Below are 24,651 nucleotides of genomic sequence, written 5' to 3' on the forward strand. Positions count from 1 at the left end.
ATGTCACAAATCCTAAAAAATCCTGACGAAAAGGAAGATTTTTTAGGTTTGTGGCTGGAGCATTTTTTTGTGAAGTCGCTGAATGGTACCCCCAATTATGCAGTAATTTTCAAGTATGATAGCGACCGACTCAAATGCATAGAATAAAAAATAGCTACTGGTACTCAAATGGTACTGGAAGTAAAAAAGAATAAACTAAATAATTCTTCCAAGTACTTTACATGAGGACAAAAAATAAGACCATAGTTTCAAGCTGCGGTATTTTTGGCTACATATTACGAGGATTAATTTATTTTGACATCTCCAATGGATACTTTCAAATGCAACAAATAATATAAACCAGATTGCAAAAACCACTAATACAACTGGTGTCATTTACAAGAAAGATATTGATTATATGAGAGAAAAAATAGAAAAATTATCAAAAGAAATATGGGATATACATTCGTTATTATTGAATAACATCAAATAATTAAAGCTTTATTTTCATATTAAATAACTTTAGTAGTTATAAGACTCATAAATTAAAACTGATATATCGAAAATATTAGACTTATTTGGTATAATAGTTATACCGTTAAGAATGGAGGGAGAAAATGGCAACAATAAATCAAGTAAAAGAGCTACTCAAAGCTCATTTTAGTGATGATGGCGATAAATTTAAAGTAATAGCTTTACAAATAGCAGCTCATGAAGCCAAAGTAGGCCATACAAATAGTGCTAGAGAGATAAAGGCATTAGTGGAAAACTCTCCATCAGCTAAAAATAATGTAGTTAAATTTAATAATAACAACAAATCTTTAGGACTAAAATATTCCGATATAGGAATTGAAGAGCTTGTAGTTAGGAATTCATTAAAAAACAAGATTGATAGAATAATTTCAGAATATAAGAAAAGAGATGTTTTGTTAAAAAACGGTTTAAAAAACAGATCTAAATTATTGTTAGAAGGAGATCCTGGGACAGGAAAGACAATGACAGCATCAGTAATTGCATATGAATTAGGATTACCTTTATATTCCATACAAATCCACCATCTGATTTCTAAGTATATGGGAGAAACAAGTGTGAAGCTAAAAAAAATTTTTGATCAGATAAGAGAATATAGAGGGGTATATTTATTTGATGAATTCGACGCTATTGGTTCGGATAGAAGCTTTGATAATGACGTTGGAGAAATGAGAAGAATACTAAACTCATTTCTGCAATATATAGAAGAAGATGATTCAGCCAGTATAATAATTTGTGCTACTAATAACCCAAATATGTTAGACAAGGCATTATTCAGAAGATTTGATGATGTTTTTGAATATAAACTTCCAGATAAAGAACAAATAATAAGATTAATAGAAATTAATCTGTATGGTCTTGATTTAAAAAACATTATTACAGAAAATGTAATTAAAAACTCACTCGGACTTAGTCATGCGGATATAGTTACGGCGTGCAAAGAGGCTAAAAAATATGTTTTATTAAACGATAAAAAGATATATGAAACCATTTTATTGGATTTTATAAAAGAAAGAAAACAGTTTTTGCAATATAAAGAGGTTAGTCAATGACTAAAGAATTAAAAAAGCATTTTAGAATAAAAAAGAACAAAGAGTCAATTCCATTTTCACCAATCAATCGTCGAGGAAAGATAAATATTCCAAAAAGAGACAGGAAAAGTCATGCGGACTTACTTGAAAGTCAGTTTAAAAACATATGGGATAAAGAAGTATCAGATAGTCAAAAAGTCAGCTCCATTTCAAAAAGAGATGGAGTTTATTTGCAATTTAGAGGTAAAGAAAACTATAAATTGATTTTTAAAAGTTTAGAAGATACTCGTCAAAAAGTCAGGTTATGTAGCGTGAAAGAGGAAGACGGGATACAATATGCTACCGTTTTTGTTCCATTTAAAAAGAAAGACTTTTTCTTAAAGAAAATAAATAAATTTAAAGACAATGATAAAGGAACAGATGTTGTCGCATCTATTGAGTCGATTAATGAAGCTATGGTAAATGAATTATGGACAGATACTAAAGAGATTCCAATTAAAGATAAAGAAGCTTGCGAAGTTTGGCTTTCTGTTTATAGTAATAATACAACAGAAAAAGTAGTTGAAGAATTTTTTAACTTATGCAATCAACTTGAAGTTAAATATTACAAAAAATTTGTGGAATTTCCTGAACGTGTTGTAGTATCTATAATGGCAGATATTGGAATTCTAAAAACTATCTTAATGCATAGCGATCATATTGCGGAATTTAGGAAAAAAACTACTCCTGCGAGTTTTTTTATAAAAGAAAATACTAGACAGGAACAAAAAGAATGGGTGGATGAGCTTTTAAAAAGAGCATATTTTAAGGATTCGGATTTGTCTATTTGTATATTAGATAATGGTGTTAATAATGGGCATCCTTTAATAAGTCCAGTTTTAGATGATGGAGATATGCACACAACTTTTGACGATCGTATTTTACAAGATAATAGCTCGAATGGTCACGGGACAGGAATGGCTGGTATATCAACATATTTTAATTTAGAAGAAGCTTTAGAAAGTAATAATAATATAGAAATAAATCATAAATTAGAATCAGTTAGGTTTGTAGATGAAAATATAAAAAATGATGTTGATTTATATGCAGATGTAACATCTAGAGCTATTTCTCTAGTTGAAATAAGTAAGCCTAATAATAAAAGAGTAATTGCTATGCCAGTTACTGCGGGTTTTGATCCTAATGCTGACAAAAAAGACAAAAAATATTTTAGAGGGGATGGCAAACCCACTTCTTGGTCAGCAGGAATAGATAATTTAGCATTAGGAAATTATGGCGCTGAAAATACTGATTCAAGATTAATTATTATCTCAGCCGGAAATACAGAATGTTCTGAAATTGAAGAAGTTGATGATTATAAAGTAGCTGTAGCAACACACTCTGTAGAAGATCCTGCCCAGTCATGGAACGCTTTAACTGTAGGTGCTTTTACAAACAAATTTGGAATGATTGAGGATCCTTCATATAAATCTTTTATACCTTTAGTTGAAAAGGGAAGCTATTCTCCAGTTACCTCTTCTTCATTGATGTGGGAACACAAATGGCCGATTAAGCCTGAGATTGTATTAGAAGGTGGAAACGTAGGTTATAACAAAGACTCTGAAGACTTCAAATATGATAATTTTGAAGATTTAGAACTTCTTACAACTAATAAAAGCTATCATCTTGGAAAGTTATTTACAACGATGAATGGAACAAGCTCAGCCACAGCTCAAGCAGCTAACTTGGCAATAAGAATTATGAATGAATATCCTAATATATGGCCTCAAACTGTAAAAGCTATTATGGTACATTCTGCTAGATGGACCGATTCAATGATAAGACAAGCTTTCGGAGATAAGGAAATTAATAAGCTTACAAAGACAGAGTTAAGAGAATTGCTTCGAATTGTAGGATATGGTAGGCCTAATTTAAATCAAGCTTTATACAGCTTAAATAACTCAGTTAATTTAATTATTGAAGATGAACTTCAGCCTTTTAAAAAAAGTAAAAGTGTGGTAACAATAAATGAAATGAGTTTACATGAAATTCCATGGCCTAGTGAAGTTTTAATTGGTCTAGGAGAAACCCCTGTTAAGATGAGGGTTACATTATCATATTTTATAGATCCATCTCCTGGAGAGATTGGATGGGAGGATAAATATAGGTATCCAGGATGTAGATTATTTTTTGATGTTAATAATACAAATGAAGATAAAGAACATTTTTTATATAGAATAAATAATATAATTAAAGATGAAGAAAAAAGTAAGGGTATATCATACGACAATAAAAACGATAGTAATAGATGGTTATTAGGCACGAATAATAGGAATGTAGGCTCAATACATTCAGATATTTGGGAAGATACTGCAGCAAATCTTGCTGAAAACAGATATATAGCTGTATATCCAGGGGGAGGTTGGTGGAAAGAAAGAGGCTATCTAAAAAAATACGATTCAAAAATTAAATATTCGCTAATTGTAAGTATTTCTACACCTGAAGAAACTATAGACCTATATTCATCAATAGAAAATAAAATAAATATAGCCAATAAACTTAAAGTAGAAACACCTATTAATTTTTAAATAATATACCTTTGAATTGATTAAACAAATAACATGCACACCTAAAGAAAATAAAAACTTTAGGTGTATTTTTTGCCTTAACAAGTAGAGTTGTACGAAAACATATCATGAACGAGACTCTCATTAAAAAAATAAATAGTTATAGTACCAGGACATAGGGAGCATCTTTTTTATTTTGTCGCTGAATGGTCTTGAAAATCACGAAGTGATTTTCAAGTAATCTAAAGTCCAACTAAGACGAAGCAAAGCTGAGTCCGAAAAACTAAGCGAGAAAACTCAGGAGAGTTTTCGAGAGGAAAGTTGTAAAAAAATGGCTATTGATACTCAAATGGTACTGGAAGCGAAAAAGAATAAATTGAATAATAGTTCCAAGTACTTTACATGAGGATAAAAAATTAGACCGTACTTTCAAATGTAACAAATAACATAAACCAGATCGCAAAGGCAACTAATATAACTGGCCTTATTTACAAGAAAGATATTGATTATACGAGAGAAAAAATAGAAAAATTATCAAAAGAAATATGGCAGATTCATTCTTTACTGCTTAATAAATCAAAAGAAAGTTAAAGTAATTAGTATGGCAATTATAAAAATATATCCTATAAAATCAACTCTAAATTTAGCAATAGATTACATTATTAAGAGTAAAAAAACTGATACAAAAACATAGTATTATCATATATAATTTATGAATACAAAAAAGAATACCCTATATAAGAGTATTCAAGACAGGTAATAATATGGTGACTTTTGCGCCTATTGTATCAGTCCTATTTTCTAAAACAAGATTTCCTCCATGCATCTTAATAATTTGTTCGGCAACAAATAATCCGATACCATAGTTTTCTTTTGAATGCCTACTTTTGTCTCCTTGATAGAATTGATCTGTTGCATATAATAGGTCTTCACCTGTAAATCCATGCCCTTGGTCTAATATTGATATTTGAAGCTTATCAGCTTTTGAACATATAACTAACTCAATGGTTGAGCTTTTGGGACTTTGCTCCTCGGCATTACTTAAAATATTTAGAAAGGCTCGTTCAAAATTTTTTAAATCTACTATTAAAATACCATTCTCATAGTTAATATCTTCTAAAAGATTTAACTTATAAGTTGATGTGAATTCTTTAGCTAGTTTTTCAATGTTTTCTACAAATTCTTTTGCTCTAATTTGGGTAAAGTTTAATTCATTTGCTTGATTAGATTTATTAACAAGCATTAAAGTTTGGATATATTTATCAATACGGCTTGTGTTTTTTCTAATATAATTTAGATATGTTTGCTGTTCTTCTGTTAGGTCTGTTTCTCCTAATAATTCTGAGTTTCCCTTTATAATTGAAAGAGGAGTCTTTATATCATGGCTTAATGCTGAAATCTGATTTCTTTTTTTCTCTTCCTCTCTCCAATTTGTTCTTAAAGATTCACTTAACCCTAACTTTATTTTTTCTAAACTTTCTAATATGACATTAAATTCCTGAACATTTGATTTTTTAACTTGGAAATCTAAGTTTTGTTTCCTGATTTCTTCCGAAGCTTCTAGCAAAGGATTTAATTCTCTCGATATTTTCTTTGCCCAAATTAATGTGATAGTAATAATACTAATAAAACAAAATATTATCAGTAAGATTAGTAATAAAGTATTTATTTGTGGTAGATTTTTTTGCATCCAAGGACTTTTATAAAAAGGCTTTAAGTCATAAGCTACAAGGACATATCCATCTAATCTTTGTATTTCCATAAAGGATAAGTTGGAATTAGAATTACCAGACCCCTTATGATAGCTAAAGGCTATATCTTGGATATTCTTATTCATATTTGTTTCTACAACTTTTTCGTCTTTTGATAAAAATAGATAAGATGTATTATTTGGTAGCAATGATTTATCGAAATTTTTTGAAGTGGCAATATCTGTCCTTTTTTCAAGAATTAAACTCTCAGTATAATTTGCTGGAAATATCCACTCAAACTTATAAGAAGCAGATATAAAAGCTAGGATTAGTCCGACGGAGAGTACTAGCCCTAGTCCAATACTTAACAAATATTTAAAAAGTATATTTTTAAGAGATTGACCTTTTGTTTTTAATTCCATTTATATCCGATCCCCCATACTGTTTCAATTGGATTTTCCCCATATTTTTGAAATTTTGCCCTAATATTTTTTATATGTTCTGATATTGCAGATGCATCTCCTATACCATCAAATCCAAAGATAAGCTCATATATTTGCTCTCTTGAAAATACTTGTCCTTTTCTTTTGGCTAGTAATTCTGAAATTTGATACTCAGATTTTGTCAAATGAACTTTTTCATCTCCTACAAAGACTTCATTGGAAGATAAATCAAAACGAATCTCGCCGAGATTTAAGCTAGTGTGTCGTTCTCTTTTTTCTCGTCTTAAATGTGCCTCTATACGAGCTAGGAGTTCTGCTGCACCGAATGGTTTTGTGATGTAATCATCACCACCAATTAATAAGCCTTCAACTATATTTTCTTCCATGGTTTTTGCTGTTAGAAAAAGAATAGGGCAGTCTACTTTAGCTCGAATATCCTTACAGAAACTGATTCCGTCAATACCTGGCATCATAATATCAAGTAGAATCAAATCATATTTACTAAGTTTACTATTATCAACGTCTAAAGGATTTTGATATACATCGACTTGATGGTTGTTCTTTTTCAAAATGTTTTTTATTAGATCAAGCATATCTAGCTCATCATCAACTGCAAGAATTAAAGACATTTTATCACCTCCTAATTTTAAATTAAAAACTTTTATTCACTAACAGATTTCCCATCCCACTTATTAAACCAAATAATTGAGGAAATAAATAAGATTAAGATAATAAACAAGGATACAAAACTCCAAATTCTAAACTCTTTATAAAAATAGGAAGGATCCGAAACTTTGCTCATCGTTATATACATTGCAGGAAGCCTGGAGCCCCAAGTACAAGGTATAAAATACCAAATACTATCACCGATGGCAGTCATTGAAAGTAAAGCAATCATTGTTTCTAGAAAACCCAATCCTATAGAAGCACCACTACTTAATTCAATTGATACCCAAAGATGAATCATGTATAGAGAAAGGCTGCTAATAAGAATTAAGAAAAATTCAATAAGCCAATCTAAGATGTGTTGATATCCTGTTAATAATGCAAAAATCACAACAGATAAAGATAGCGAAATAACAAATCCCAATTCTAGCACAAGGAGTTTTCCTAAATAAGCTTTAGTTCTAGATTTTGTAGTAGATAAGAGCACTTGAAATTTCCCAGCACCTATTTCCATATCAACAACTTTTGAACTTATAAAACTTAATATTATTGGGATTACCGCTCCTAAAAGTACAAAATAAGTTTGTACTATATCACTTTCTTCAAAATTTTCTAGTCCAGTGGTTTTTGATGCCAGATAAAATAATAAAGAATAGGCTGTAGGTAAAACTATGTGAATCCAAGGAAGCCATGTGCCTTTGATTTTATATATTTCGGATTTTATTATCTTTATCATTATTTTACCTCTTGATTTGAAAACCATTTTGCACTTATAATTGTCAGTAATATAAATATACATATAGATAAAATACAAGGAATAAGTAACGATGTGTTTGATATCATTGGATTTGATGATTCAATTAAAACACCACTTGGTAGAATATGCATAACAGGAATCATTAATCTAATTCCCCAAGAATATGGACAATAAATCCAAAAAGCACTATCAGATATCAAGATTCCTAAGGCTAGACCTAATACTGCATTTATTGTAATACTAGCTATAAAGCCAAATTTTTTTGCCAAGAAAAAGCATAGAGGGACTTGCCAAATGTTGGTAATTATTAGTAAGAAACTTGCAAATACCAATGTTGAAAATCCATAGTTTGGTGCTAATTGCCCTCCAATTAAAAATTGAAAAATATACACTCCTAGCATATGAATTATAGCAGCAATACTCATATAAATAAATGCTGTAATTATTTTTGAAACCCATAACTTTTCAAGCTTAATATTTAGAGGAAAAACTGCTCTGTAGTTTAATTTTCTACTTTCTTTTCTATCCATCATTGCTGGGATTAAGGCAAAAGTTGCAGGCATTATTATGACGTACCACCAGTTATAGGAATTAGTAGTGAAATAACTTGGCATAAGAAATAATGACAATAAGATTAAAGTTATTGGCATAATAACTAATAACTTCTTCAAGAAAGTGCCCTTATGTTTTAAATTTTCTGCAAGAATATAAGATATCATTTTTTACACTCCCATTCCACTTTTTATAACATTCATAAAAAGTTCTTCTAAATTGTCATCATGATTAATAATGTTTTGATATTGCAATTTTCCATTATTAATAATCCCAATATGATCAGCAGTTTGTTCAACTTCTGCTAAAATATGACTAGACAAAATAACGGTTATTCCTTTTTCTGGGAAAGATCTTATTAAATCACGTAATTCTTGAATTCCAAGAGGATCAAGTCCGTTTGTTGGTTCATCTAAAATCAAAAGCTTAGGATTATTTAACAAGGCAATGGCGATACCTAACCTTTGTTTCATTCCTAAAGAAAACTGACCACTTTTCTTTTTTCCAGTATCTTTTAAACTAACTATTTCCAAAACTTCATCAATCCTAGAATCTGGTAACCCTAGTAGGAGTGTCCTTACTTTTAAATTTTCCCTAGCCGATAAGTTCTCATACAAGGCAGGCATTTCTATTAAGGCACCAATATCCGACAAATCATCACGACTCCACCCATGACCTTCAAAAAAGATTTGACCAGATGTTTTATGAATCATTCCAGTAATCATCTTCAATGTAGTCGATTTACCAGCCCCATTAGGTCCTAGCAATCCATAGATAGAATTTTCTTTTATTTTTAAAGAAATATTATCTACAGCTTTTTGATTACCAAAGGTTTTAGTAAGATTTTTTGTTTCTAATATCAATTTGTCCATAAATGAACCTCCTCTTCATTTTATAAACTTAGTATAAAATACAAATTTAAGGATTCCATAAGGAAGATAAGTTTCTTTAAAGTTAATAGATTACTTTTACCTTTATTGTCCGGTACTGGTACTCAAATGGTACTGGAAGTAAAAAAGAATATTTAAAATAATAGTTCCAAGTGGTTTAAATTTGGACAAAAAATTAGACCGTAGTTTCAAGCTGCGGTCTTTTTGCCTACATATTATGAGTATTAATTTATTTTGACATCTCCAATGGCTACTTTCAAATGCAACAAATAACATAAACCAGATTGCAAAAGCTACTAATACAACTGGTGTCATTTACAAGAAAGATATAGATTATATGAAAGAAAAAATAGAAAAATTGGCAAAAGAAATATGGCAGATTCATTCCCTACTTCTTAATAAATCAAAAGAAAGTTCTGGTGATTAGTATGGTAATTACAAAAAAGAATACCCTTATGCAAGAGTATTCTCTGAATAAAGAACAATTTTCTGACCTTGTTCAGTATAGGAAAAACTATAAAAATTATTATGGGAAGGAAGTGGAGAGATAAAAAATTGAAAAAATAATTTTTTTCTGGTATAAACATTATTGTAGAAAATTTACAAATAATTACCCGAGGAGGTAAAATATGAAAATCTTTGAATCAATAAAAAATAGATGGAAAAAATTCTTGAAAAATCTAGCAGAAGAAAATAAAAAATCTTTTGGAAATGAAAGATTAGATTGTTGTTCAATGAACAAAAGAGAATATAAATAAAGAAAAAAATGACCATGGCGGAGACTGTGTAAAATTTTGTGTATAGAAACCTCCTGATTAGGGTAAGTAAAAACTAATCAGGAGGAATTTTTATGCCCAAAAAAGACCAGAAACAAAAAAAGCAAAAATGTTAATTGAAGAATATCAGCCTCAAAGCGTACAAGATATTCAAGAAGCTCTAAAAGACCTTCTAGGCGATACAATGGAAGAACTTTTGAAAGCAGAACTAGATTAGCATTTACACTATGAATATGGAGAAAAACCACTATCATTAAATACAAGAAATGGTACTAGTAAAAAATAGTTAAATCATCATATGGACATATAGAATACGAGGCTGGGATCAAATCTTATCCCAATTATCAACCCTTACCCTTATATCAGGATTTAGGTTGATACACAAAATTATTTACAGACCCGCAAAAAGGGGCTGTTGCAGAATGAATAAATCGTCCCAAATCGCTAGAGGAACCTTGTGAAAAATTTTGCCTCCACGAGCCGGCAGGCTAGGCCAAAAATTTCTCACAAGAACCCTCTAGCGATGGGACGATAGTTATTCATAGTTTTGCAACAGCCCCTTCTACTTGCCACCTAAAAGACTCTCTAAATCAGTTTTCTAAAATCCCTAATTCAATGAGCCTTTATGCAAGAGTATTCCTTAAATAAAGAACAATTTTCTGACCTTGTTCAGTATAGGAAAAACTATGAAAATTATTATTGGATAGAAGTGGAGAGATAAAAAGCTATAAGCGTTGCTTACATTTATTAAAAATACTTGACAATATAAGTTTACAAGAGTAAACTTATATTAAGTATTAAGTCTACACTCGTAAACGATAAGGAGGGAAAGACAATGGGTGTAATAGTATACAATACTCATATCACAGATGCTGAATGGGAAGTTATGCGTGTGGTTTGGGCAAATGATCGAGTAACTAGTAAAAAAGTTATCTCCGTATTGCAAGAAAAAATGGACTGGACACAGTCCACTATCAAAACGATCTTAGGTCGATTAGTTGAAAAAGGCGTACTAAATACAGAGCAAGAAGGTAGAAAGTTTATTTACACTGCCAATATTGAAGAGAAAGAAGCCGTAAGGGATTATGCAGAAGATATTTTTAACCGTATTTGCAATAAGAAAGTCGGAAATGTAATAGGAAGCATCATTGAAAATCATGTTTTAAGCTTCGATGATATAGATAGACTAGAAAAAATATTAGAGATGAAAAAATCTTCCGCAGTAGAAGAAGTGGATTGCAATTGTCCAGAAGGACAATGCGAGTGTCATTTACATCATCATTAGGCATAAGGAGGAATTTAAAATGAACAATAACAACAAACATTCATCCCACAGTCACCATAATCATGGCGACATGGATCATTCAAAACATGAGCACATAAGCACGGAAGAACATGGAGACCATAAAAATCAACATCACGACCATCATGCTGGTCATGATCACAGTGGGCATAGTGGGCATGATCGCAGCGGGCATAGTGGGCATGACCACCATCATCACGGTAACTTTAAGGAACTTTTCTTAAAATCATTGCCACTAGGAATCATTATTATGCTCTTATCCCCTATGGCTGGGTTTGACCTACCATTCCAGTTTACTTTTCCATATTCTGATATTGTAGTAGCTATTTTATCTACTATATTAATTATTTATGGTGGACGTCCATTCTATCAAGGGGCAGTTGACGAATTTAAACAAAAAGAACCTGGAATGATGGCTCTCGTTTCTTTAGGTTTAAGTGTTTCATATTTATATAGTATTTATACTGTAATAGCAAGCTACGTAACAGGTGAACAAATTATGGATTTTTTCTTTGAATTTGCTTCATTACTATTAATCATGTTATTAGGTCACTGGATTGAGATGAAAGCTATTGGAGAAGCAGGAGACGCACAAGCAGAATTGGCTAAGTTAGTGCCGAAAGATGCTCACGTTGTGTTAGAAGACGATTCAATTGAAATACGTCCAGTTGCTGACTTAAAGGTAGGTGATTTAATTCGAGTTCAAGCTGGAGAAAATGTGCCAGCAGATGGAACTATCGAGCGTGGAGAATCACGTCTAAATGAAGCTCTTTTGACTGGAGAATCTAAATCAATTAAAAAAGGTCCTGGCGATGAAGTAATCGGAGGCTCAACAAATGGAGAAGGGGTTCTTTATATTAAAGTGAATGAGACAGGCGATCAATCCTTCATCTCTCAAGTTCAGAATTTAATCAGCCAAGCTCAAAGTCAGCCTTCCAGAGCAGAAAATATTGCTCAAAAGGTTGCAGGGTGGCTCTTCTATATTGCGGTCATTGTCGCACTAATAGCTTTTGTAGTATGGATGCTTATATCGGACATCCCAACGGCAGTAAAATTTGCTATCACAACATTAGTTATAGCTTGTCCTCACGCTTTGGGTCTAGCTATTCCATTGGTCACCGCTCGTAGCACAAGCTTAGGGGCAAGTCGAGGTTTACTAGTAAAAGACCGAGAATCTTTAGAAATAGCTCAAGATGCAGATGTGATGATTTTAGATAAGACAGGTACTTTAACAACAGGTGAGTTTAAAGTATTAGATGTAAAACTTCTTAATGAAAAATATACAAAAGAGGAAATCATTGCCTTACTGGCAGGTATTGAAGGAGGGTCTAGTCACCCTATTGCTCAATCAATTATAAGCTTCGCCGACCAAGAAGGTATAAGTCCAGTATCCTTTGATTCCATTGATGTAATTTCCGGTGCTGGCGTAGAAGGTAAAGCCAATGGGCACCAATACCAATTAATCAGTCAAAAAGCATACGGACGTAATCTAGATATGGATATTCCAAAAGGAGCAACCCTCAGTGTCTTAGTAGAAAACGATGATGCCATTGGTGCAGTAGCTTTGGGGGATGAATTAAAAGCAACCAGTAAAGAGTTAATAGAAGCTCTTAAAAATAACAATATAGAGCCAATTATGGCAACAGGTGATAATGAAAAAGCGGCTCAAGGCGCGGCAGAAGACTTAGGGATTGAATATAGATCAAATCAATCACCACAAGACAAATATGAGTTAGTTAAAACACTTAAAGATGAAGGAAAGAAAGTTATCATGGTAGGTGACGGTGTCAATGATGCTCCTTCTCTTGCCTTAGCAGACGTTGGTATAGCTGTAGGCGCTGGAACCCAAGTGGCATTGGATTCAGCTGATGTCATCTTGACTCAATCTGATCCAGGAGATATTGAATCGTTCATTGAACTAGCACACAAAACAACTCGTAAAATGAAACAAAACCTCTTTTGGGGAGCCGGTTATAACTTTATAGCTATCCCTCTAGCTGCAGGAATTTTGGCTCCTTTTGGCTTCACATTAAGTCCTGCAGTAGGAGCAATTCTAATGTCTGTGTCAACAGTCTTAGTTGCAATTAATGCTATTTTATTAAAATTAGATCCGAAAAAATGACAATTAACATATAGAATAATTGAAACTCCTTAAAGTATCAAGATACAATAGTTTTACAGGAGAAAAAGAGATGTAAGTACTGGCTCTTTGTAAAATCGTGTTGGTAGAAGTAGACGATTTTTCTACCAACACGATTTTTAATTTATTATAGAATTGATTTCTTTTAAAATCATAAAAGCACCTATTTCAACACTTTTATAGCTTGTTATTCTATTTTCTTGTAGAATATCAATTAAATTATTCATGTTAGAATATGACAAATGGTTTTCTGGCTCTTCAATTAAAATTATTTTATCTTTATTTGTATTAATATTATTTAAAGCAAGCTCAGTTTTTAATAAGCATTGTAGCCCTCTACCATCATTGGAATATGGAATACTATCAAATTCTGTTATCATACTTGATTCCCATTGACTTATATTCAATAATATCTCCAATATCACATTGAAAATACTCACAAATCTTTCCTAATATTTATAGACTTACATTTTCGTCTCTTCCTATTTTTGCTATTGTCTTTGGTGTTGTTGGGATTGAACATTGTAAGTCTGTTTTTTTCATATTTTTATATATTAATAATTTCCATAATTTGTTATATGAAAATCCCATATCATTTTTCAATTCTATATTTTACCTTTGTTATCAATGCTTGTTTTTACTTGACCAAATATTTTAACAAAATCTCCTTTCTTCATATTCTCTAAATCTTTTGTCTTATATCCATAGGCTGGATAATTACCAAGTAATATATTTAGATTTAAACCCACAAAGCAAAAAGTAAAAATGAAGTAAATTCGAAGTGAGATTAATTTGAAAACTGGATAAACAAGATTAACAGATATTATATTAAAACAATATTTCTCCGGTACTGGGACTGGGAAGGGACTAAAAATTTGAAAACGTCCTATAATTAGGTGGATTTAGTTATATTAGAAGAAATAAAATCTAGTATTCTGAATGGGCTTGAAAATCACGGAGTGATTTTCAAGTTTGATAGCGACCCACTCAAATGGTACTGGGAGTAAAAAGAATAAATTGAATAATTCTTCCAAGTACTTTACATGAGGACAAAAAATTAGACCGTAGTTTAAAAACTGCGGTCTTTTTGTGTACATATTTTATATAACTTAGCAAACAAATAAATAATGCGACAATAAAATGCCGGTTTGAGTGTCGGTTTGAATAAGAATTAACAGAAAAAAACAAACACTTCGTAAAAATGTTGAGCTATAGTTTTGCTTTATAGATAAGTGGGAATTTTATATAATATATAGGGCTTGACATGTACGTTGGGGACCGTGTTATCCTTTAATCAAAGGAGGTAGATAATCATGTTAAGAAGTGAAATTCAAAAAGAAACGGGACTAACTAGGAAGGCAATAGAGTATTATGAGGAAAAAGGACTTATCCATCCTCAGAAATCTGAGAATGGTTATAGAGACTATAGTACTAAGGATTTAGAAATTCTGAAAAAGGTATCTATATTTAGAAAATTGGGAATGAGTATCTCAGATATTTATCAGTGTATATCGTCAGGTGGCCATACTCTGTCTTCTGTTTTAAGGGAAAAACAACATCAATTGGACCTTGATAGAAAAAGAAAAGCAATACTAGAAATGGTTTTTAAAGGTGAAAGTAATCAACTTATCAATGATAAAATTTCATTACTTGAGGCGGAAGAAACTATCTATGAAAAACTAGAAATTGCTTTTCCAGGATATTTTGGACAAATGTTATTTGCTGCTTATCAACCATTTCTAAATGAACCACTAGAAAATGATGGTAAGAATTCTTTTTACAAATATATAGATTATCTTGATAGGCTTCCTTCGTTTGAATTAACTGCAAAAGAGAAAAAATATATTGAGAAGATTAGCTCACCCTTTGTTATGAAAACCTTAAAGGATTTAAATCAGGCTAAACTCGATGCTGTTGAAAATCTAGAAAAGTGGATGAAAGATAATGAAGATGCAATCTCTTCGTATGAAACCTATAAAAATAGTGAAGAGTATCAAAATAGCTTGATGAAACAGATCCAGGATAAGCTTAAAAACTTTATGAAGGAAAATCAATATTATGAAATAGCAATTCCACTTATTAGAAAATTTAGCAAGTCCTATGATAATTACTATAAGAAGCTCCTAAAGGCAAATGAACAGTATCTAAATAATAAATATTAATAATAATAGGTAAGCACTTACTTATATTAAATACTAAGTAGGTGCTTTTTCTATACCCTAATGTAGAGAGCTTCAGGGTTAAGAGTAATAGTTCAATTTTATCAAAGACGGTTAAAAACTAGACATGTATTGAGGATATGAGATAGGGACGGGACTAAATGAGAAAATTTATAAAGAAGAGTAAACCGAATAATAGTTCCTAGTGGTTTACATTTGGTCAAAAAATTAGACCGTAGTTTTAAGCTGCGGTCTTTTGTGTGTATAAGTTTTAGGCAAGATGTGATACGAGTTTAGACATGATTTAAAGAAATTTAAAGAAATTAACAATCTTAGACCTGTAAGAAGTTTTTAAAATATGATATAATATAATTAATTGAAATGCCTATTTTTAAAATTACAAGGGAGAGGAATTTATGCAAAACTTTGGCAAAATTATTTTTAAAATAGACCAAGTTTTAGAAGAAAAAAATATAAGCAAAAACAAATTAGAAAAAGAAGCGAATCTTCAAAGGACGCAACTTAATTCTTATTGTAATAACAAGGTTAAAAGAATTGACTTAGAAACTATAGCAAAGATTTGTTATGTTCTTGAGTGTAAGGTTGAAGATATAGTGGAGTATTTAGGTGATTAATAATGTTTAAATAAATAGATCTATTCGCTGGAATAGGTGTATTTAAGCTTGGTTTTGTTCAAGCATTTGGTAATGATATAGAAACAGTTTTTGTATCCGAATGGGATAAGAAAGCTCAAGAAATATATATAGCTAATTTTGGAGAAAAACCTAAAATTTTTGGGGATATAACAAAAATCGATGAAATTGATATACCTATCCATGATATATTATTAGATGTATTTTATTTCCAAGAAAGGGAAAATAATTGAATTTACAAAATATACGAAGAAATTAGACAAGAGAAGAAACAATTATTGCATTTTATGTATATTGCATTATTCCGTTTGAAAGTAGCAGCAAAACGAATCCGACTGTATTTCATTATTCAAACTTAATCTCAAGAACCCCATCTGCACTGAATATGAAGATTGGGAATATTGGGCGCCTTGATCCTTATTTAAAAAAGAAGGGAATTACAGGTTTAACTCATGGAGCAAAAATGGAAGAAGTTGTTTGGGATGAGTTTAATAGTGATAGAGAAGGACTTGTATATGAAGCAGAAAAAATAATTGATAAGTTGTCAGATAAATCAGTTGAGGATGTATATCTAAAATCTTATGAGATAGATTATTCAAGTGAATATAAAAGAAGGCTAGTAAAAACTAGAATTAACCAAGGATTCTTCCGCTCTTCTGTTTTATCAGCCTATAACAATACTTGTGCAATTACAAATATAAAAATTAATGAATTTCTGGTAGCAAGCCATATAAAGCCTTGGGCAGTAGATAAAAAAAATAGATTAAATCCACATAATGGAATATGTTTAAATTCTATTCACGATAAAGCTTTTGATAAAGGTTTAATAACTATAGATAATAAATTTAGAATTATTATATCCAGTAGGCTGAAAGAATACTATTCAAATAAGTTTATCGACGATGTATTTAAGAAATATGATTATCAGAAAATATTAATTCCAAAAAAATTTAAACCATCTTCAGATTTTTTAGAATATCACAATGATGTTATATTCAAGGGTGTGTAATATATTTTCTTCATGTATTTAATAACGTATTTTCTAAAGACGACATTAAATTATATTTTCATATCATAAAGATTATCAGAGAGGAAATATCTGGAGAATTAACAGAATATACAACAGGAAACTTAATAGATATTTATATTAACGATAAAAAAATAAAATCAGTTGATAGAAATGAGTTTAAAAAAGAATCGGAGCAGCTTTTTGATGAAATTTGTAATGCAAAGGGTTCTGCATTTTAAATAGAAAAAACTGAGAATTTTATGAAAGGAATATCTTGTTATAAATTATCTGCACCTGCAAGAGATATAAGTGATATTACCATGAAAATAGTTGATATAAATACAGGATATTCTCCAATAGTTGGATTTTAAATCAAATCAGAATTAGGTTCTTCGCCTACTTTATTGAATGCTGGAAAAACAACAAATTTTATTTGTGAAATCATTCATGATAATCCCTTATTGGTAAAAGAAACTAAGGAAATTTACAAAGTTTCAAAAGGTAAAAGACACACTGATGTTAGGGGAAGAATTAAAAGCATAATTGAAGACAATGGACAAGTCGAATATATCGAGATGCAAAATCAAACTTTTTCTGATAATTTAGTGCTGATCGATAGTTCAATGGATAATATTATTGCAGAAACTATTTTATATTTTTACAGGGATGGGATTAATAATTGCATAGATATGGTAAAGAAACTGGAACTTGAAGATCCAATGAACTATGGAAATGTTAATGCCTATAGATATAAATTTAAAAAGTTTTACAGCAGGGCGTTAGGTATGAAACCAGCAACAGTTTTGGATGATATCGATGAAGCTGTTGAATGATAAATAATTGTAACTAAATAAGGGGATGTATTAGCATATCATATTTATAATCGAAATTATTTTGAAGAATATCTTCTTAAAATTACAAAATATGAAATAGCATCCACATCAAGACATGATTTTGGAGAAGTTTATAGTGAGGATGGAGAAGATTTTATTAAGTTAAATCTTCAAATTAGGTTTAGATAAAACTATTTAAAAAAAATCAAGATAAATTTTAAAGGATAAGCGATATGTTGAAGAATTTGAAAAGTTATAAATATAAGCTACCTAAAACTAATGGTGGTATTGAAGAACACACAACAAATAATAATTCAATAATTATTATAGGGGCAAATGGTAGTGGAAAAAGTAAATTAGGTGCCTGGATTGAAGGTGAGGATCTATTAGATGTTCATAGAATAGGAGCACAAAGAAATCTTAACTTTCAAAAAAATATACCCTTAAGCAATTATGATTACGCTAAAAATAGAATTTTTTTTGGAACTGATAATGAATATGCCATCGAAAATAAAGATAAGAGCTCTAGATGGGATTATGGAGAAGCATATACAACTAAACTTTTAAATGATTTTGATATAGTGTTAGCGGCATTAATTGCTTTATATAACAATGAGACGTCGAATTATTTTAATGATTGTAAAATAGCTGAAAAAAATAACTATACTAAACCTAACACTCCATTTACAGTTTTGGATAAGTTAATAAATATTTGGAATAGCATATTTCCACAAAGAACACTTATATTTGAAGATTCAAAGTTCTTTGCTTATGAAAGAAACAAACCAACTGAAAAGTATTCTGCAAATCAAATGAGCGATGGAGAAAGAGCTGTTTTATATTTAGCATCACAAGTTCTGGTTGTACCAGATAATAAGACTTTAATAATAGATGAACCTGAATTGCATCTTCACAGCTCGATAATGAATGTTTTATGGGAACTGTTAGAGAACTATCGTCAAGATTGCTTGTTTATTTATATAACACATGATACAAATTTTGCTGCTTCTCATAAAAATTCAGAAAAGATATGGATAAAGAGTTATGATGGTGAAAATTGGGATTTAGAAAAAATAATTTTTAATGAATTACCAGAAAAGTTGCTATTTGATATTCTAGGGTCACGTAAAAATATTTTGTTTGTAGAAGGAGAAGAAAATAGTTTTGATAGTCAATTATACTCTATCTTATATCCTAACTATTTTATTATTCCTTGTGGAAGCTGTATGCAGGTGATTATGAGAACAAAATCCTTTAAATCAACTCAAAACATTCATAATAATAATGTTTATGGAATAATTGACCGTGACTTTAGAACACAAGATGAAATAAATAAATTAGAAAAATATAATATTTACACACTAAAGGTTTCAGAAGTGGAGAATTTATTTATTATAGAAGAACTAATCAGTTTTTTAGCAGATTATTTAGCCAAGAATTTTAATGATGTTTTTAGTAATATTAAAAATTATATTATTAAAGAAAGATTTGGTAATCAAATTCGTAGTCAGGTTAAGAAAAATGTAATCTCTCAAATGAAATATGAATTATCTATGGTTGAAATCTCCGAGATTAATACAAAAGAAAGTTTTACTAATGCTATTGAAAATATTAATTTTGATAGTATTTATGAAGATACATTAAACTCATATGAAGAAGCATTGTTAAGTAATGATTATAAAAAAGTGTTAGAAATGTTTAATGAAAAGGGATTATCTAAATCAATAGGTCGATATCTTGGTATTCAAAACAATGATTACTTAAATACTGTTATTTCTATCTTGAGAAATAAGGAACAAACAGAAGTATTAGAGATATTCAAAAATTATGTACCTAAACTATAAAATTAAAATGCAATATCAATTTAGCTCAAAACAATAATATTCTCTGTTACTGGTACTGGGACGGGACTAAAAATTTGAAAATGCTCTATAATTAGGTGGATGTTGTGATAATCTAAAAAATATAAAATTATACCAGCTTAGTTCTAAAGCTAAACTGGTATTTTTAATTAATTTTTATTACCTTGGGGATATATTTTAATTGACTAGGAGGCAGTATAAAAGATTTTTGGTCATATGATAAAGATTATGTTTTAAAAAGTTTAGATTCAAGAAAGGTTGGCTTAACAAGCAGGCAAGCTTCTGATAGGATTAATTCTTATGGTAAAAATGTTTTTGATTAGAGAAAATCGGCGTCTAAATTTATGATTTTTTTATCTCAATTTAAGAGCCCCATGAACTATGATTTTAATCTTTGCGGATATCTTGTAGATTTTTATGAAGGATTATTCAGATGGGATTATTATCTTGATTATTATAATGAATTTTTCTTTTTTGAGCTATCGTCACGAAAGTAAGGCGAAGGAGGCTGTAAAAAACTCCTATCTTCTGTAAATGTTACATCTTCTGTCCTAAGCGATGGAGTTTTTGTTGAGATTGCTAATGCAGATTTGATTCTTGGTGATATTATTTGTGTAAAAACTGGTGATATGATTCCTGCTGATTGTTTACTCCTTGAGGATAATTCTCTTTTATCGCTTTAACAAAGTTATCTAATAATTGACAAGTGGAATTATAAATGTATAATTTTTTTAATTGCTTTATCATACTATTTGGATGTATGATTTTAATTTTGATTAAATTATTTTTTATATTAAGGGGAAGAAGATGAAAGTTGTTAAATTTGGGGGAAGTTCTTTGGCTGATTCTACTCAGCTTAAGAAGGTTAAGGATATTATTTTTGCAGATAGTGACCGCAAATATATTGTTGTTTCTGCGCCTGGTAAGGGTGTCAATAACAACCACAAGGTCACTGATCTATTGGCTATGTGTCACCAGCTAAGTGACCATGATTTAAATTTTAATGAGGTTTATAGGATTATTGAGGATATCTATAAAAATATTGTCGATGACCTGGGCCTTGATATTGATATTGACGCTATTCTTGCTGAGGTGAAGGAAGAGATTACAAATGGGGCTTCTTATGATTTTGTTGTTAGTCGTGGGGAGTATATGAGTGCTAGGGTTTTGGCTGCTTTTATTGGCTATGAATTTGTGGATGCCAAGGATTTGATTACTTTTAATGATGGTATTTTGGATTTGGAGAGGTCCCAGGCTGATATTAAAGATATTTTGGCTAAGCATGATAGGGCTGTTATCCCTGGATTTTATGGTCAGGAAAATGGCGAGATTATGACATTTTCTCGTGGAGGGTCTGATGTGACGGGCTCTGTTATTGCTTCAGCTGTTGATTGTAAGATGTATGAGAATTTTACTGATGTGTCTGGATTTTTGGTTGCTGATCCTAGGATTGTCAAAAATCCAAAGCCTATTGGTACCATTACCTACAAGGAGCTTAGGGAGCTATCTTATATGGGGGCTAATGTCCTTCATGAAGAGGCGATTTTCCCTCTTAGGGATAAAAATATTCCAATTAATATTAAAAATACTAATAAACCGGATAAGCCTGGAACTCTTATTGTTTCAACCTGTGATGTCAAAAATAAAAACATCCTTACAGGTATTACTGGCAAGAAGGACTTTACTTCTATTACCCTAGAGAAGGTAAATATGAACAGTGAGAAGGACTTTTTTAGGAAACTTACCACTGTTTTTGAGTCTAACGATATTTCAATTGAGCATATGCCTTCGGGTATTGATACGGTTTCTGTTCTTGTGGCAGATTCCTATATTACCCCTAAGCTAAATAAGGTCCTTGAAGAATTACAAATCTATTTGGATGTCGATAGCCTATCTTGGGAGAGGGATATTTCTCTTATTGCAGTAGTTGGCCGAGGCATGATTAATGAGAAGGGTGTTTCAGCCAGGACTTTTACCGCTCTTGCTAAAGAAGGTGTTAATATCAAGATGATTAGCCAGGGCTCTAGCGAGCTTAATATTATTATCGGCATAGAAACTCAAGATTTTGAAAGGGCAATCCGCTCTATCTATGATGAATTTTATGGAGAAAAGTAAGACAATTTAGAATTTGTCTTCGTATATAGTTGATTAGTTTTAAATAAATTTTAACTACCCCCACTAAGACCATTTTGGCCTTGGATGGGGGATTTTTTATTGTCTTTCTATTGACTTTTATTTTATATATGCTATAATATTCATATGAACAAACAAACATATGAAAGGTGACTAATATGAATATTAAAAATATCTCGGATAACATTTTGGCTGATTTGGCCGATTTGTTTAAGATTTTCTCAGACTCTACCAGGATGAGGATTATGTATAGGCTTTTTGAGGGGCCTGTGAGTGTGGGGGATATTGCTGAAAGTCTTGATATGAGCCAGTCAGCTATTAGCCACCAGCTTAGAAATCTTAAGGAGAATAATCTCGTTAAGGCCGAGAGGGATGGCAAGTCTATGATGTATAGCTTGGCTGATGACCATGTCAAGATTATCATTGCGACTGGCCTTGACCATGTTTGTGAAGATGATAAGAATTGTGCAGAGTGCGAAGAAATTTGTGAAGAATAATTAGGAGGATTTTATGAAGAAGAAATATATTATTGAAGGTTTGGATTGTGCTAATTGCGGAGCTAAGATTGAGGAGGCCATCTCTAAGATGGATGGGGTTAATTCTGCTAGCGTGTCTTTTTTGACTGAGAAGGTTAAGCTTGATTTGGCTGATGATATAGACCTTGAAGCTTTCCTTAAAGAGGCTAATGAGATTGCCGATAGGATTGAACCAGGGTCTGTGATTAAGGAGAAATAGATGTTTAAGTCAATGACTAAGGACCATAAGAAAGAGCTTTATAAGCTGATTCTTATTGGCCTTGCTAGTTTTGGGCTTGCCTTTGCGACAGGCCATAAGCACAATGATATTGGCCATCCTAATTGGGGTGTGCTTTTAGCTTTTCTTCTCTTATATTTAATAGCGGCTGCTGATGTTTTAAAGGCTGCCTTTGAGGGAATTAAGAGGGGCCAGGCCTTGGATGAGAATTTCCTTATGACCATCGCTACCCTTACAGCCTTTATCATAGGAGATTATGTCGAAGCCATTGCCGTTATGGTTTTTTATGGCTTTGGAGAGCTATTTGAAGAGATTGCTACCCACCGTTCTAAGGAAAATATCAAGGACCTGCTTGACCTAGTGCCTGATCTTGCTAATAGGGTTCTGGAGGATGGATCTATCGAAGAGATTGACCTTGATGATGTAGAAGTGGGCGATGTGCTCATGGTTCGTGATGGTGAGAAGGTCGGTGTCGATGGCTTTGTAATCGAGGGCAGGGCCCTGGTTGATACTTCTTCTGTGACAGGTGAGTCTATGCCTGTTGAAATTGAGCCAGGTAGCGAAATTATTTCCTCATCTATTGTCACAGATGGGATTATAAAATATAGGGCAGAGAAGGAATTTGACGATTCTGTAGCTGCCAAGATTATAGAACTTATTGAGGATTCACACACAGCAAAATCTGATAGCGAAAAGCTTATTACAAGATTTGCCAGGATTTACACACCAATTGTAGTCGCCCTTGCAGGCTTAGTTGCCATTGTTCCACCACTTTTCATGGGTGGGGCCTGGTCAGACTATCTCTTTAGGGCAGCGACCTTTTTAGTATTGTCCTGTCCATGTGCCCTTGTCTTGTCCGTCCCACTTTCCTTTATGTCAGGTCTGGGACTTGCTAGTCGTGAGGGGATTTTGGTTAAGGGAAGCCAATACTTTGAAGATTTGAAGGTGGCTGATATCCTTCTTACTGATAAGACAGGGACCCTAACTACAGGAGAATTTGTAGTTAAGGACATAGTTTATTATGATGTTGATGATAAGGATGAGCTTTTAGATTTTATTTATAATCTAGAAAAGATGTCTACTCATCCACTTGCCCAAGGCATAGTAGCTTCTCTTAATCGAGAAGAAAATCCTGATTTATTTGATGATGTTGAAAATGAAAAGGGCCTTGGAATTAAGGCTAGGACTAAGGATGGTAGACAAATAAAAATTGGATCAGCAAGGTATGTAGCCTATGAGGGCGATGTAACCGATAGGGCTGTATTTTTAGCCATAGATAGTAAGCTTGCTGCAAAGATTATCGTAGAAGATGAGATAAAAAAAGGTGCTAAGGAGACTATTAACTTTCTTAAGGGTCAGTTTAAGGAAGTTGGAGTTGTATCTGGAGATAGCGTCTTTGCTGTAAAAGACTTGGCTGACAAACTTGATATTGATATTTACCATGGTGAGGTTATGCCAAAAGATAAGCTTGAGATAATGAAGGCCTACCAGGATGCTGGCCACAAGGTCGTTTTTGTTGGTGATGGTATAAATGATGCACCAGTTCTTAAAAATTCTGATATAGGTATTTCAATGGGAGAAACTGCATCAGATCTTGCCATAGAATCATCAGATATCTTGGTTGCAAATGGTCAATTTAGCCAACTTGAAAGGCTGATGAAGATTGCAAATCTTACTAATTCGACAGTTATACAAAATATCTTCTTTATAATGACTGTTAAAATTTTAATCTTAATCCTGGGCCTATTTGGATACGCTTCAATGTGGCTAGCCATAATCGGAGATGTGGGAGTGTCAATTGCCGCCATCCTCTGGGCCATGAGGATACTTAAAAAGAACCTTTAGGGGTTCTTTTTTTGACCACAGAGCTAAGTCTTTCAATCATTGAAAACTTCCTATTTCCTAGTATAATACAAGGGTATAAATGTATGAAATTTAAAGGCC

At 31.7% G+C, this 24,651-nt stretch carries 21 protein-coding genes and 9 pseudogenes; 21 read left to right on the top strand and 9 right to left on the bottom strand.

Annotated features, from left to right (window positions below):
- Nucleotides 1-298: 298 nt before the first annotated feature.
- From mobC (C8269_RS09700) to mobC (C8269_RS09715), 4 genes and pseudogenes are all read left to right on the top strand, one after another.
- Nucleotides 299-472: pseudogene (gene mobC, locus C8269_RS09700) on the top strand (plasmid mobilization relaxosome protein MobC); the annotation flags it as partial.
- Between the two features lie 124 nt (nt 473-596).
- Nucleotides 597-1,562 (top strand): AAA family ATPase, encoded by a 966-nt coding sequence (locus C8269_RS09705; RefSeq protein WP_106461522.1) that lies wholly within the window; start codon nt 597-599, stop codon nt 1,560-1,562.
- Nucleotides 1,559-4,108 carry a S8 family peptidase gene (locus C8269_RS09710; RefSeq protein ID WP_106461523.1) on the top strand — a complete coding sequence of 850 codons (2,550 nt, stop codon included), beginning with the start codon at nt 1,559-1,561 and terminating at the stop codon, nt 4,106-4,108. The genes C8269_RS09705 and C8269_RS09710 overlap by 4 nt, the downstream gene beginning before the upstream one ends.
- A gap of 402 nt (nt 4,109-4,510) precedes the next feature.
- Nucleotides 4,511-4,678: pseudogene (gene mobC, locus C8269_RS09715) on the top strand (plasmid mobilization relaxosome protein MobC); the annotation flags it as partial.
- A gap of 142 nt (nt 4,679-4,820) precedes the next feature.
- On the opposite strand, the gene C8269_RS09720 reads toward mobC (C8269_RS09715), so the two are convergent.
- Genes C8269_RS09720 through C8269_RS09740 form a run of 5 tightly spaced genes read right to left on the bottom strand, consistent with a single transcriptional unit; the run spans nt 4,821 to nt 9,068 of the window.
- Nucleotides 4,821-6,200, bottom strand: a complete 1,380-nt coding sequence (locus C8269_RS09720; protein ID WP_106461525.1) for a sensor histidine kinase — start codon at nt 6,198-6,200, stop codon at nt 4,821-4,823.
- Nucleotides 6,191-6,850, bottom strand: a complete 660-nt coding sequence (locus C8269_RS09725) for a response regulator transcription factor (protein WP_106461527.1) — start codon at nt 6,848-6,850, stop codon at nt 6,191-6,193. Before C8269_RS09725 ends, C8269_RS09720 begins: the two co-directional genes overlap by 10 nt.
- Nucleotides 6,851-6,882: 32 nt before the next feature.
- Nucleotides 6,883-7,623, bottom strand: coding sequence for a lantibiotic immunity ABC transporter MutG family permease subunit (locus tag C8269_RS09730; protein ID WP_106461529.1), 741 nt, complete (start codon nt 7,621-7,623; stop codon nt 6,883-6,885).
- Complete coding sequence (locus C8269_RS09735) at nt 7,623-8,363, bottom strand: lantibiotic immunity ABC transporter MutE/EpiE family permease subunit (protein ID WP_106461531.1); 741 nt, start codon at nt 8,361-8,363, stop codon at nt 7,623-7,625. Before C8269_RS09735 ends, C8269_RS09730 begins: the two co-directional genes overlap by 1 nt.
- A 3-nt stretch (nt 8,364-8,366) precedes the next feature.
- The gene (locus C8269_RS09740) at nt 8,367-9,068 is read right to left on the bottom strand and encodes a lantibiotic protection ABC transporter ATP-binding protein (protein WP_106461532.1); all 702 of its coding nucleotides are present in this window, start codon (nt 9,066-9,068) and stop codon (nt 8,367-8,369) included.
- 256 nt (nt 9,069-9,324) lie between these two features.
- On the opposite strand from C8269_RS09740, the pseudogene mobC (C8269_RS09745) reads away from it, so the two are divergent.
- The 6 genes and pseudogenes from mobC (C8269_RS09745) to C8269_RS09755 form a co-directional block, all read left to right on the top strand.
- Nucleotides 9,325-9,513, top strand: a pseudogene (gene mobC, locus C8269_RS09745) (plasmid mobilization relaxosome protein MobC); the annotation flags it as partial.
- A 10-nt stretch (nt 9,514-9,523) separates the two neighbouring features.
- Nucleotides 9,524-9,637, top strand: a pseudogene (locus tag C8269_RS10925) (relaxase); the annotation flags it as partial.
- Between the two features lie 78 nt (nt 9,638-9,715).
- On the top strand, nt 9,716-9,844 hold the full coding sequence (locus tag C8269_RS11095) for an LDCC motif putative metal-binding protein (protein WP_008901864.1): 129 nt from the start codon (nt 9,716-9,718) through the stop codon (nt 9,842-9,844).
- 643 nt (nt 9,845-10,487) lie between these two features.
- A pseudogene (locus C8269_RS11160) lies at nt 10,488-10,583 on the top strand (relaxase); the annotation flags it as partial.
- A gap of 114 nt (nt 10,584-10,697) precedes the next feature.
- Nucleotides 10,698-11,147: a CopY/TcrY family copper transport repressor gene (locus C8269_RS09750; RefSeq protein ID WP_106461534.1), complete on the top strand. Its 450-nt coding sequence runs from the start codon at nt 10,698-10,700 to the stop codon at nt 11,145-11,147.
- A gap of 19 nt (nt 11,148-11,166) precedes the next feature.
- Nucleotides 11,167-13,287, top strand: a complete 2,121-nt coding sequence (locus tag C8269_RS09755; RefSeq protein ID WP_106461536.1) for a heavy metal translocating P-type ATPase — start codon at nt 11,167-11,169, stop codon at nt 13,285-13,287.
- Between the two features lie 137 nt (nt 13,288-13,424).
- Here the strand turns inward: C8269_RS09755 and C8269_RS09760 are convergent, their stop codons facing one another.
- From C8269_RS09760 to C8269_RS10830, 4 genes and pseudogenes are all read right to left on the bottom strand, one after another.
- On the bottom strand, nt 13,425-13,685 hold the full coding sequence (locus C8269_RS09760) for a hypothetical protein (RefSeq protein ID WP_234025878.1): 261 nt from the start codon (nt 13,683-13,685) through the stop codon (nt 13,425-13,427).
- A complete protein-coding gene (locus C8269_RS11165) occupies nt 13,669-13,761 on the bottom strand; it encodes a helix-turn-helix domain-containing protein (RefSeq protein ID WP_442778142.1) in 93 nt (30 codons plus the stop codon). Before C8269_RS11165 ends, C8269_RS09760 begins: the two co-directional genes overlap by 17 nt.
- A gap of 3 nt (nt 13,762-13,764) precedes the next feature.
- A pseudogene (locus tag C8269_RS11170) lies at nt 13,765-13,896 on the bottom strand (helix-turn-helix domain-containing protein); the annotation flags it as partial.
- Nucleotides 13,897-13,916: 20 nt separating this feature from the next.
- Nucleotides 13,917-14,024, bottom strand: a pseudogene (locus tag C8269_RS10830) (DNA-binding protein); the annotation flags it as partial.
- A 594-nt stretch (nt 14,025-14,618) separates the two neighbouring features.
- Here C8269_RS10830 and C8269_RS09770 point away from each other — a divergent pair.
- The 11 genes and pseudogenes from C8269_RS09770 to C8269_RS09820 all read left to right on the top strand — a co-directional run bounded on the left by C8269_RS09770 (nt 14,619) and on the right by C8269_RS09820 (nt 24,552).
- The gene (locus C8269_RS09770; protein WP_106461538.1) at nt 14,619-15,467 is read left to right on the top strand and encodes a MerR family transcriptional regulator; all 849 of its coding nucleotides are present in this window, start codon (nt 14,619-14,621) and stop codon (nt 15,465-15,467) included.
- A 413-nt stretch (nt 15,468-15,880) separates the two neighbouring features.
- Nucleotides 15,881-16,099, top strand: a complete 219-nt coding sequence (locus tag C8269_RS09775; protein ID WP_106461540.1) for a helix-turn-helix domain-containing protein — start codon at nt 15,881-15,883, stop codon at nt 16,097-16,099.
- A gap of 14 nt (nt 16,100-16,113) precedes the next feature.
- Nucleotides 16,114-16,350 (top strand): DNA cytosine methyltransferase, encoded by a 237-nt coding sequence (locus C8269_RS11020; protein WP_267895203.1) that lies wholly within the window; start codon nt 16,114-16,116, stop codon nt 16,348-16,350.
- A 152-nt stretch (nt 16,351-16,502) separates the two neighbouring features.
- A complete protein-coding gene (locus C8269_RS09785) occupies nt 16,503-17,126 on the top strand; it encodes an HNH endonuclease (protein WP_199792199.1) in 624 nt (207 codons plus the stop codon).
- A gap of 239 nt (nt 17,127-17,365) precedes the next feature.
- Nucleotides 17,366-18,148 (top strand): annotated as a pseudogene (locus tag C8269_RS11025) (HpaII family restriction endonuclease).
- A 44-nt stretch (nt 18,149-18,192) separates the two neighbouring features.
- A complete protein-coding gene (locus C8269_RS09795; protein ID WP_106461543.1) occupies nt 18,193-19,803 on the top strand; it encodes a DUF4435 domain-containing protein in 1,611 nt (536 codons plus the stop codon).
- A 215-nt stretch (nt 19,804-20,018) separates the two neighbouring features.
- A pseudogene (locus C8269_RS09800) lies at nt 20,019-20,492 on the top strand (cation-transporting P-type ATPase); the annotation flags it as partial.
- A gap of 136 nt (nt 20,493-20,628) precedes the next feature.
- Nucleotides 20,629-21,936: an aspartate kinase gene (locus tag C8269_RS09805; protein ID WP_106461544.1), complete on the top strand. Its 1,308-nt coding sequence runs from the start codon at nt 20,629-20,631 to the stop codon at nt 21,934-21,936.
- Between the two features lie 176 nt (nt 21,937-22,112).
- Entirely contained in the window at nt 22,113-22,451 is a 339-nt protein-coding gene (locus C8269_RS09810) for an ArsR/SmtB family transcription factor (RefSeq protein WP_106461546.1), read from the top strand.
- A 13-nt stretch (nt 22,452-22,464) separates the two neighbouring features.
- Nucleotides 22,465-22,689, top strand: coding sequence for a cation transporter (locus C8269_RS09815; RefSeq protein ID WP_106461547.1), 225 nt, complete (start codon nt 22,465-22,467; stop codon nt 22,687-22,689).
- Entirely contained in the window at nt 22,690-24,552 is a 1,863-nt protein-coding gene (locus tag C8269_RS09820) for a heavy metal translocating P-type ATPase (protein WP_106461548.1), read from the top strand. It begins immediately after the preceding gene.
- Nucleotides 24,553-24,651: the final 99 nt, after the last annotated feature.

Origin of the sequence: Anaerococcus sp. Marseille-P3915 (genome assembly GCF_900258475.1) — a bacterium.
In the GTDB taxonomy this organism is placed as follows: Bacteria; Bacillota; Clostridia; order Tissierellales; family Peptoniphilaceae; genus Anaerococcus; species Anaerococcus kampingae.

Excerpts from the sequence above, each read along its gene's own strand:
- C8269_RS09705 (WP_106461522.1), top strand. The coding sequence starts at position 597 with ATGGCAACAATAAATCAAGTAAAAGAGCTACTCAAAGCTCATTTTAGT.
- C8269_RS09710 (WP_106461523.1), top strand. The coding sequence starts at position 1,559 with ATGACTAAAGAATTAAAAAAGCATTTTAGAATAAAAAAGAACAAAGAG.
- C8269_RS09720 (WP_106461525.1), bottom strand. The coding sequence starts at position 6,200 with ATGGAATTAAAAACAAAAGGTCAATCTCTTAAAAATATACTTTTTAAA.
- C8269_RS09725 (WP_106461527.1), bottom strand. The coding sequence starts at position 6,850 with ATGTCTTTAATTCTTGCAGTTGATGATGAGCTAGATATGCTTGATCTA.
- C8269_RS09730 (WP_106461529.1), bottom strand. The coding sequence starts at position 7,623 with ATGATAAAGATAATAAAATCCGAAATATATAAAATCAAAGGCACATGG.
- C8269_RS09735 (WP_106461531.1), bottom strand. The coding sequence starts at position 8,363 with ATGATATCTTATATTCTTGCAGAAAATTTAAAACATAAGGGCACTTTC.
- C8269_RS09740 (WP_106461532.1), bottom strand. The coding sequence starts at position 9,068 with ATGGACAAATTGATATTAGAAACAAAAAATCTTACTAAAACCTTTGGT.
- C8269_RS11095 (WP_008901864.1), top strand. The coding sequence starts at position 9,716 with ATGAAAATCTTTGAATCAATAAAAAATAGATGGAAAAAATTCTTGAAA.
- C8269_RS09750 (WP_106461534.1), top strand. The coding sequence starts at position 10,698 with ATGGGTGTAATAGTATACAATACTCATATCACAGATGCTGAATGGGAA.
- C8269_RS09755 (WP_106461536.1), top strand. The coding sequence starts at position 11,167 with ATGAACAATAACAACAAACATTCATCCCACAGTCACCATAATCATGGC.
- C8269_RS09760 (WP_234025878.1), bottom strand. The coding sequence starts at position 13,685 with ATGATAACAGAATTTGATAGTATTCCATATTCCAATGATGGTAGAGGG.
- C8269_RS09770 (WP_106461538.1), top strand. The coding sequence starts at position 14,619 with ATGTTAAGAAGTGAAATTCAAAAAGAAACGGGACTAACTAGGAAGGCA.
- C8269_RS09775 (WP_106461540.1), top strand. The coding sequence starts at position 15,881 with ATGCAAAACTTTGGCAAAATTATTTTTAAAATAGACCAAGTTTTAGAA.
- C8269_RS09785 (WP_199792199.1), top strand. The coding sequence starts at position 16,503 with ATGAAGATTGGGAATATTGGGCGCCTTGATCCTTATTTAAAAAAGAAG.
- C8269_RS09795 (WP_106461543.1), top strand. The coding sequence starts at position 18,193 with ATGTTGAAGAATTTGAAAAGTTATAAATATAAGCTACCTAAAACTAAT.
- C8269_RS09805 (WP_106461544.1), top strand. The coding sequence starts at position 20,629 with ATGAAAGTTGTTAAATTTGGGGGAAGTTCTTTGGCTGATTCTACTCAG.
- C8269_RS09810 (WP_106461546.1), top strand. The coding sequence starts at position 22,113 with ATGAATATTAAAAATATCTCGGATAACATTTTGGCTGATTTGGCCGAT.
- C8269_RS09815 (WP_106461547.1), top strand. The coding sequence starts at position 22,465 with ATGAAGAAGAAATATATTATTGAAGGTTTGGATTGTGCTAATTGCGGA.
- C8269_RS09820 (WP_106461548.1), top strand. The coding sequence starts at position 22,690 with ATGTTTAAGTCAATGACTAAGGACCATAAGAAAGAGCTTTATAAGCTG.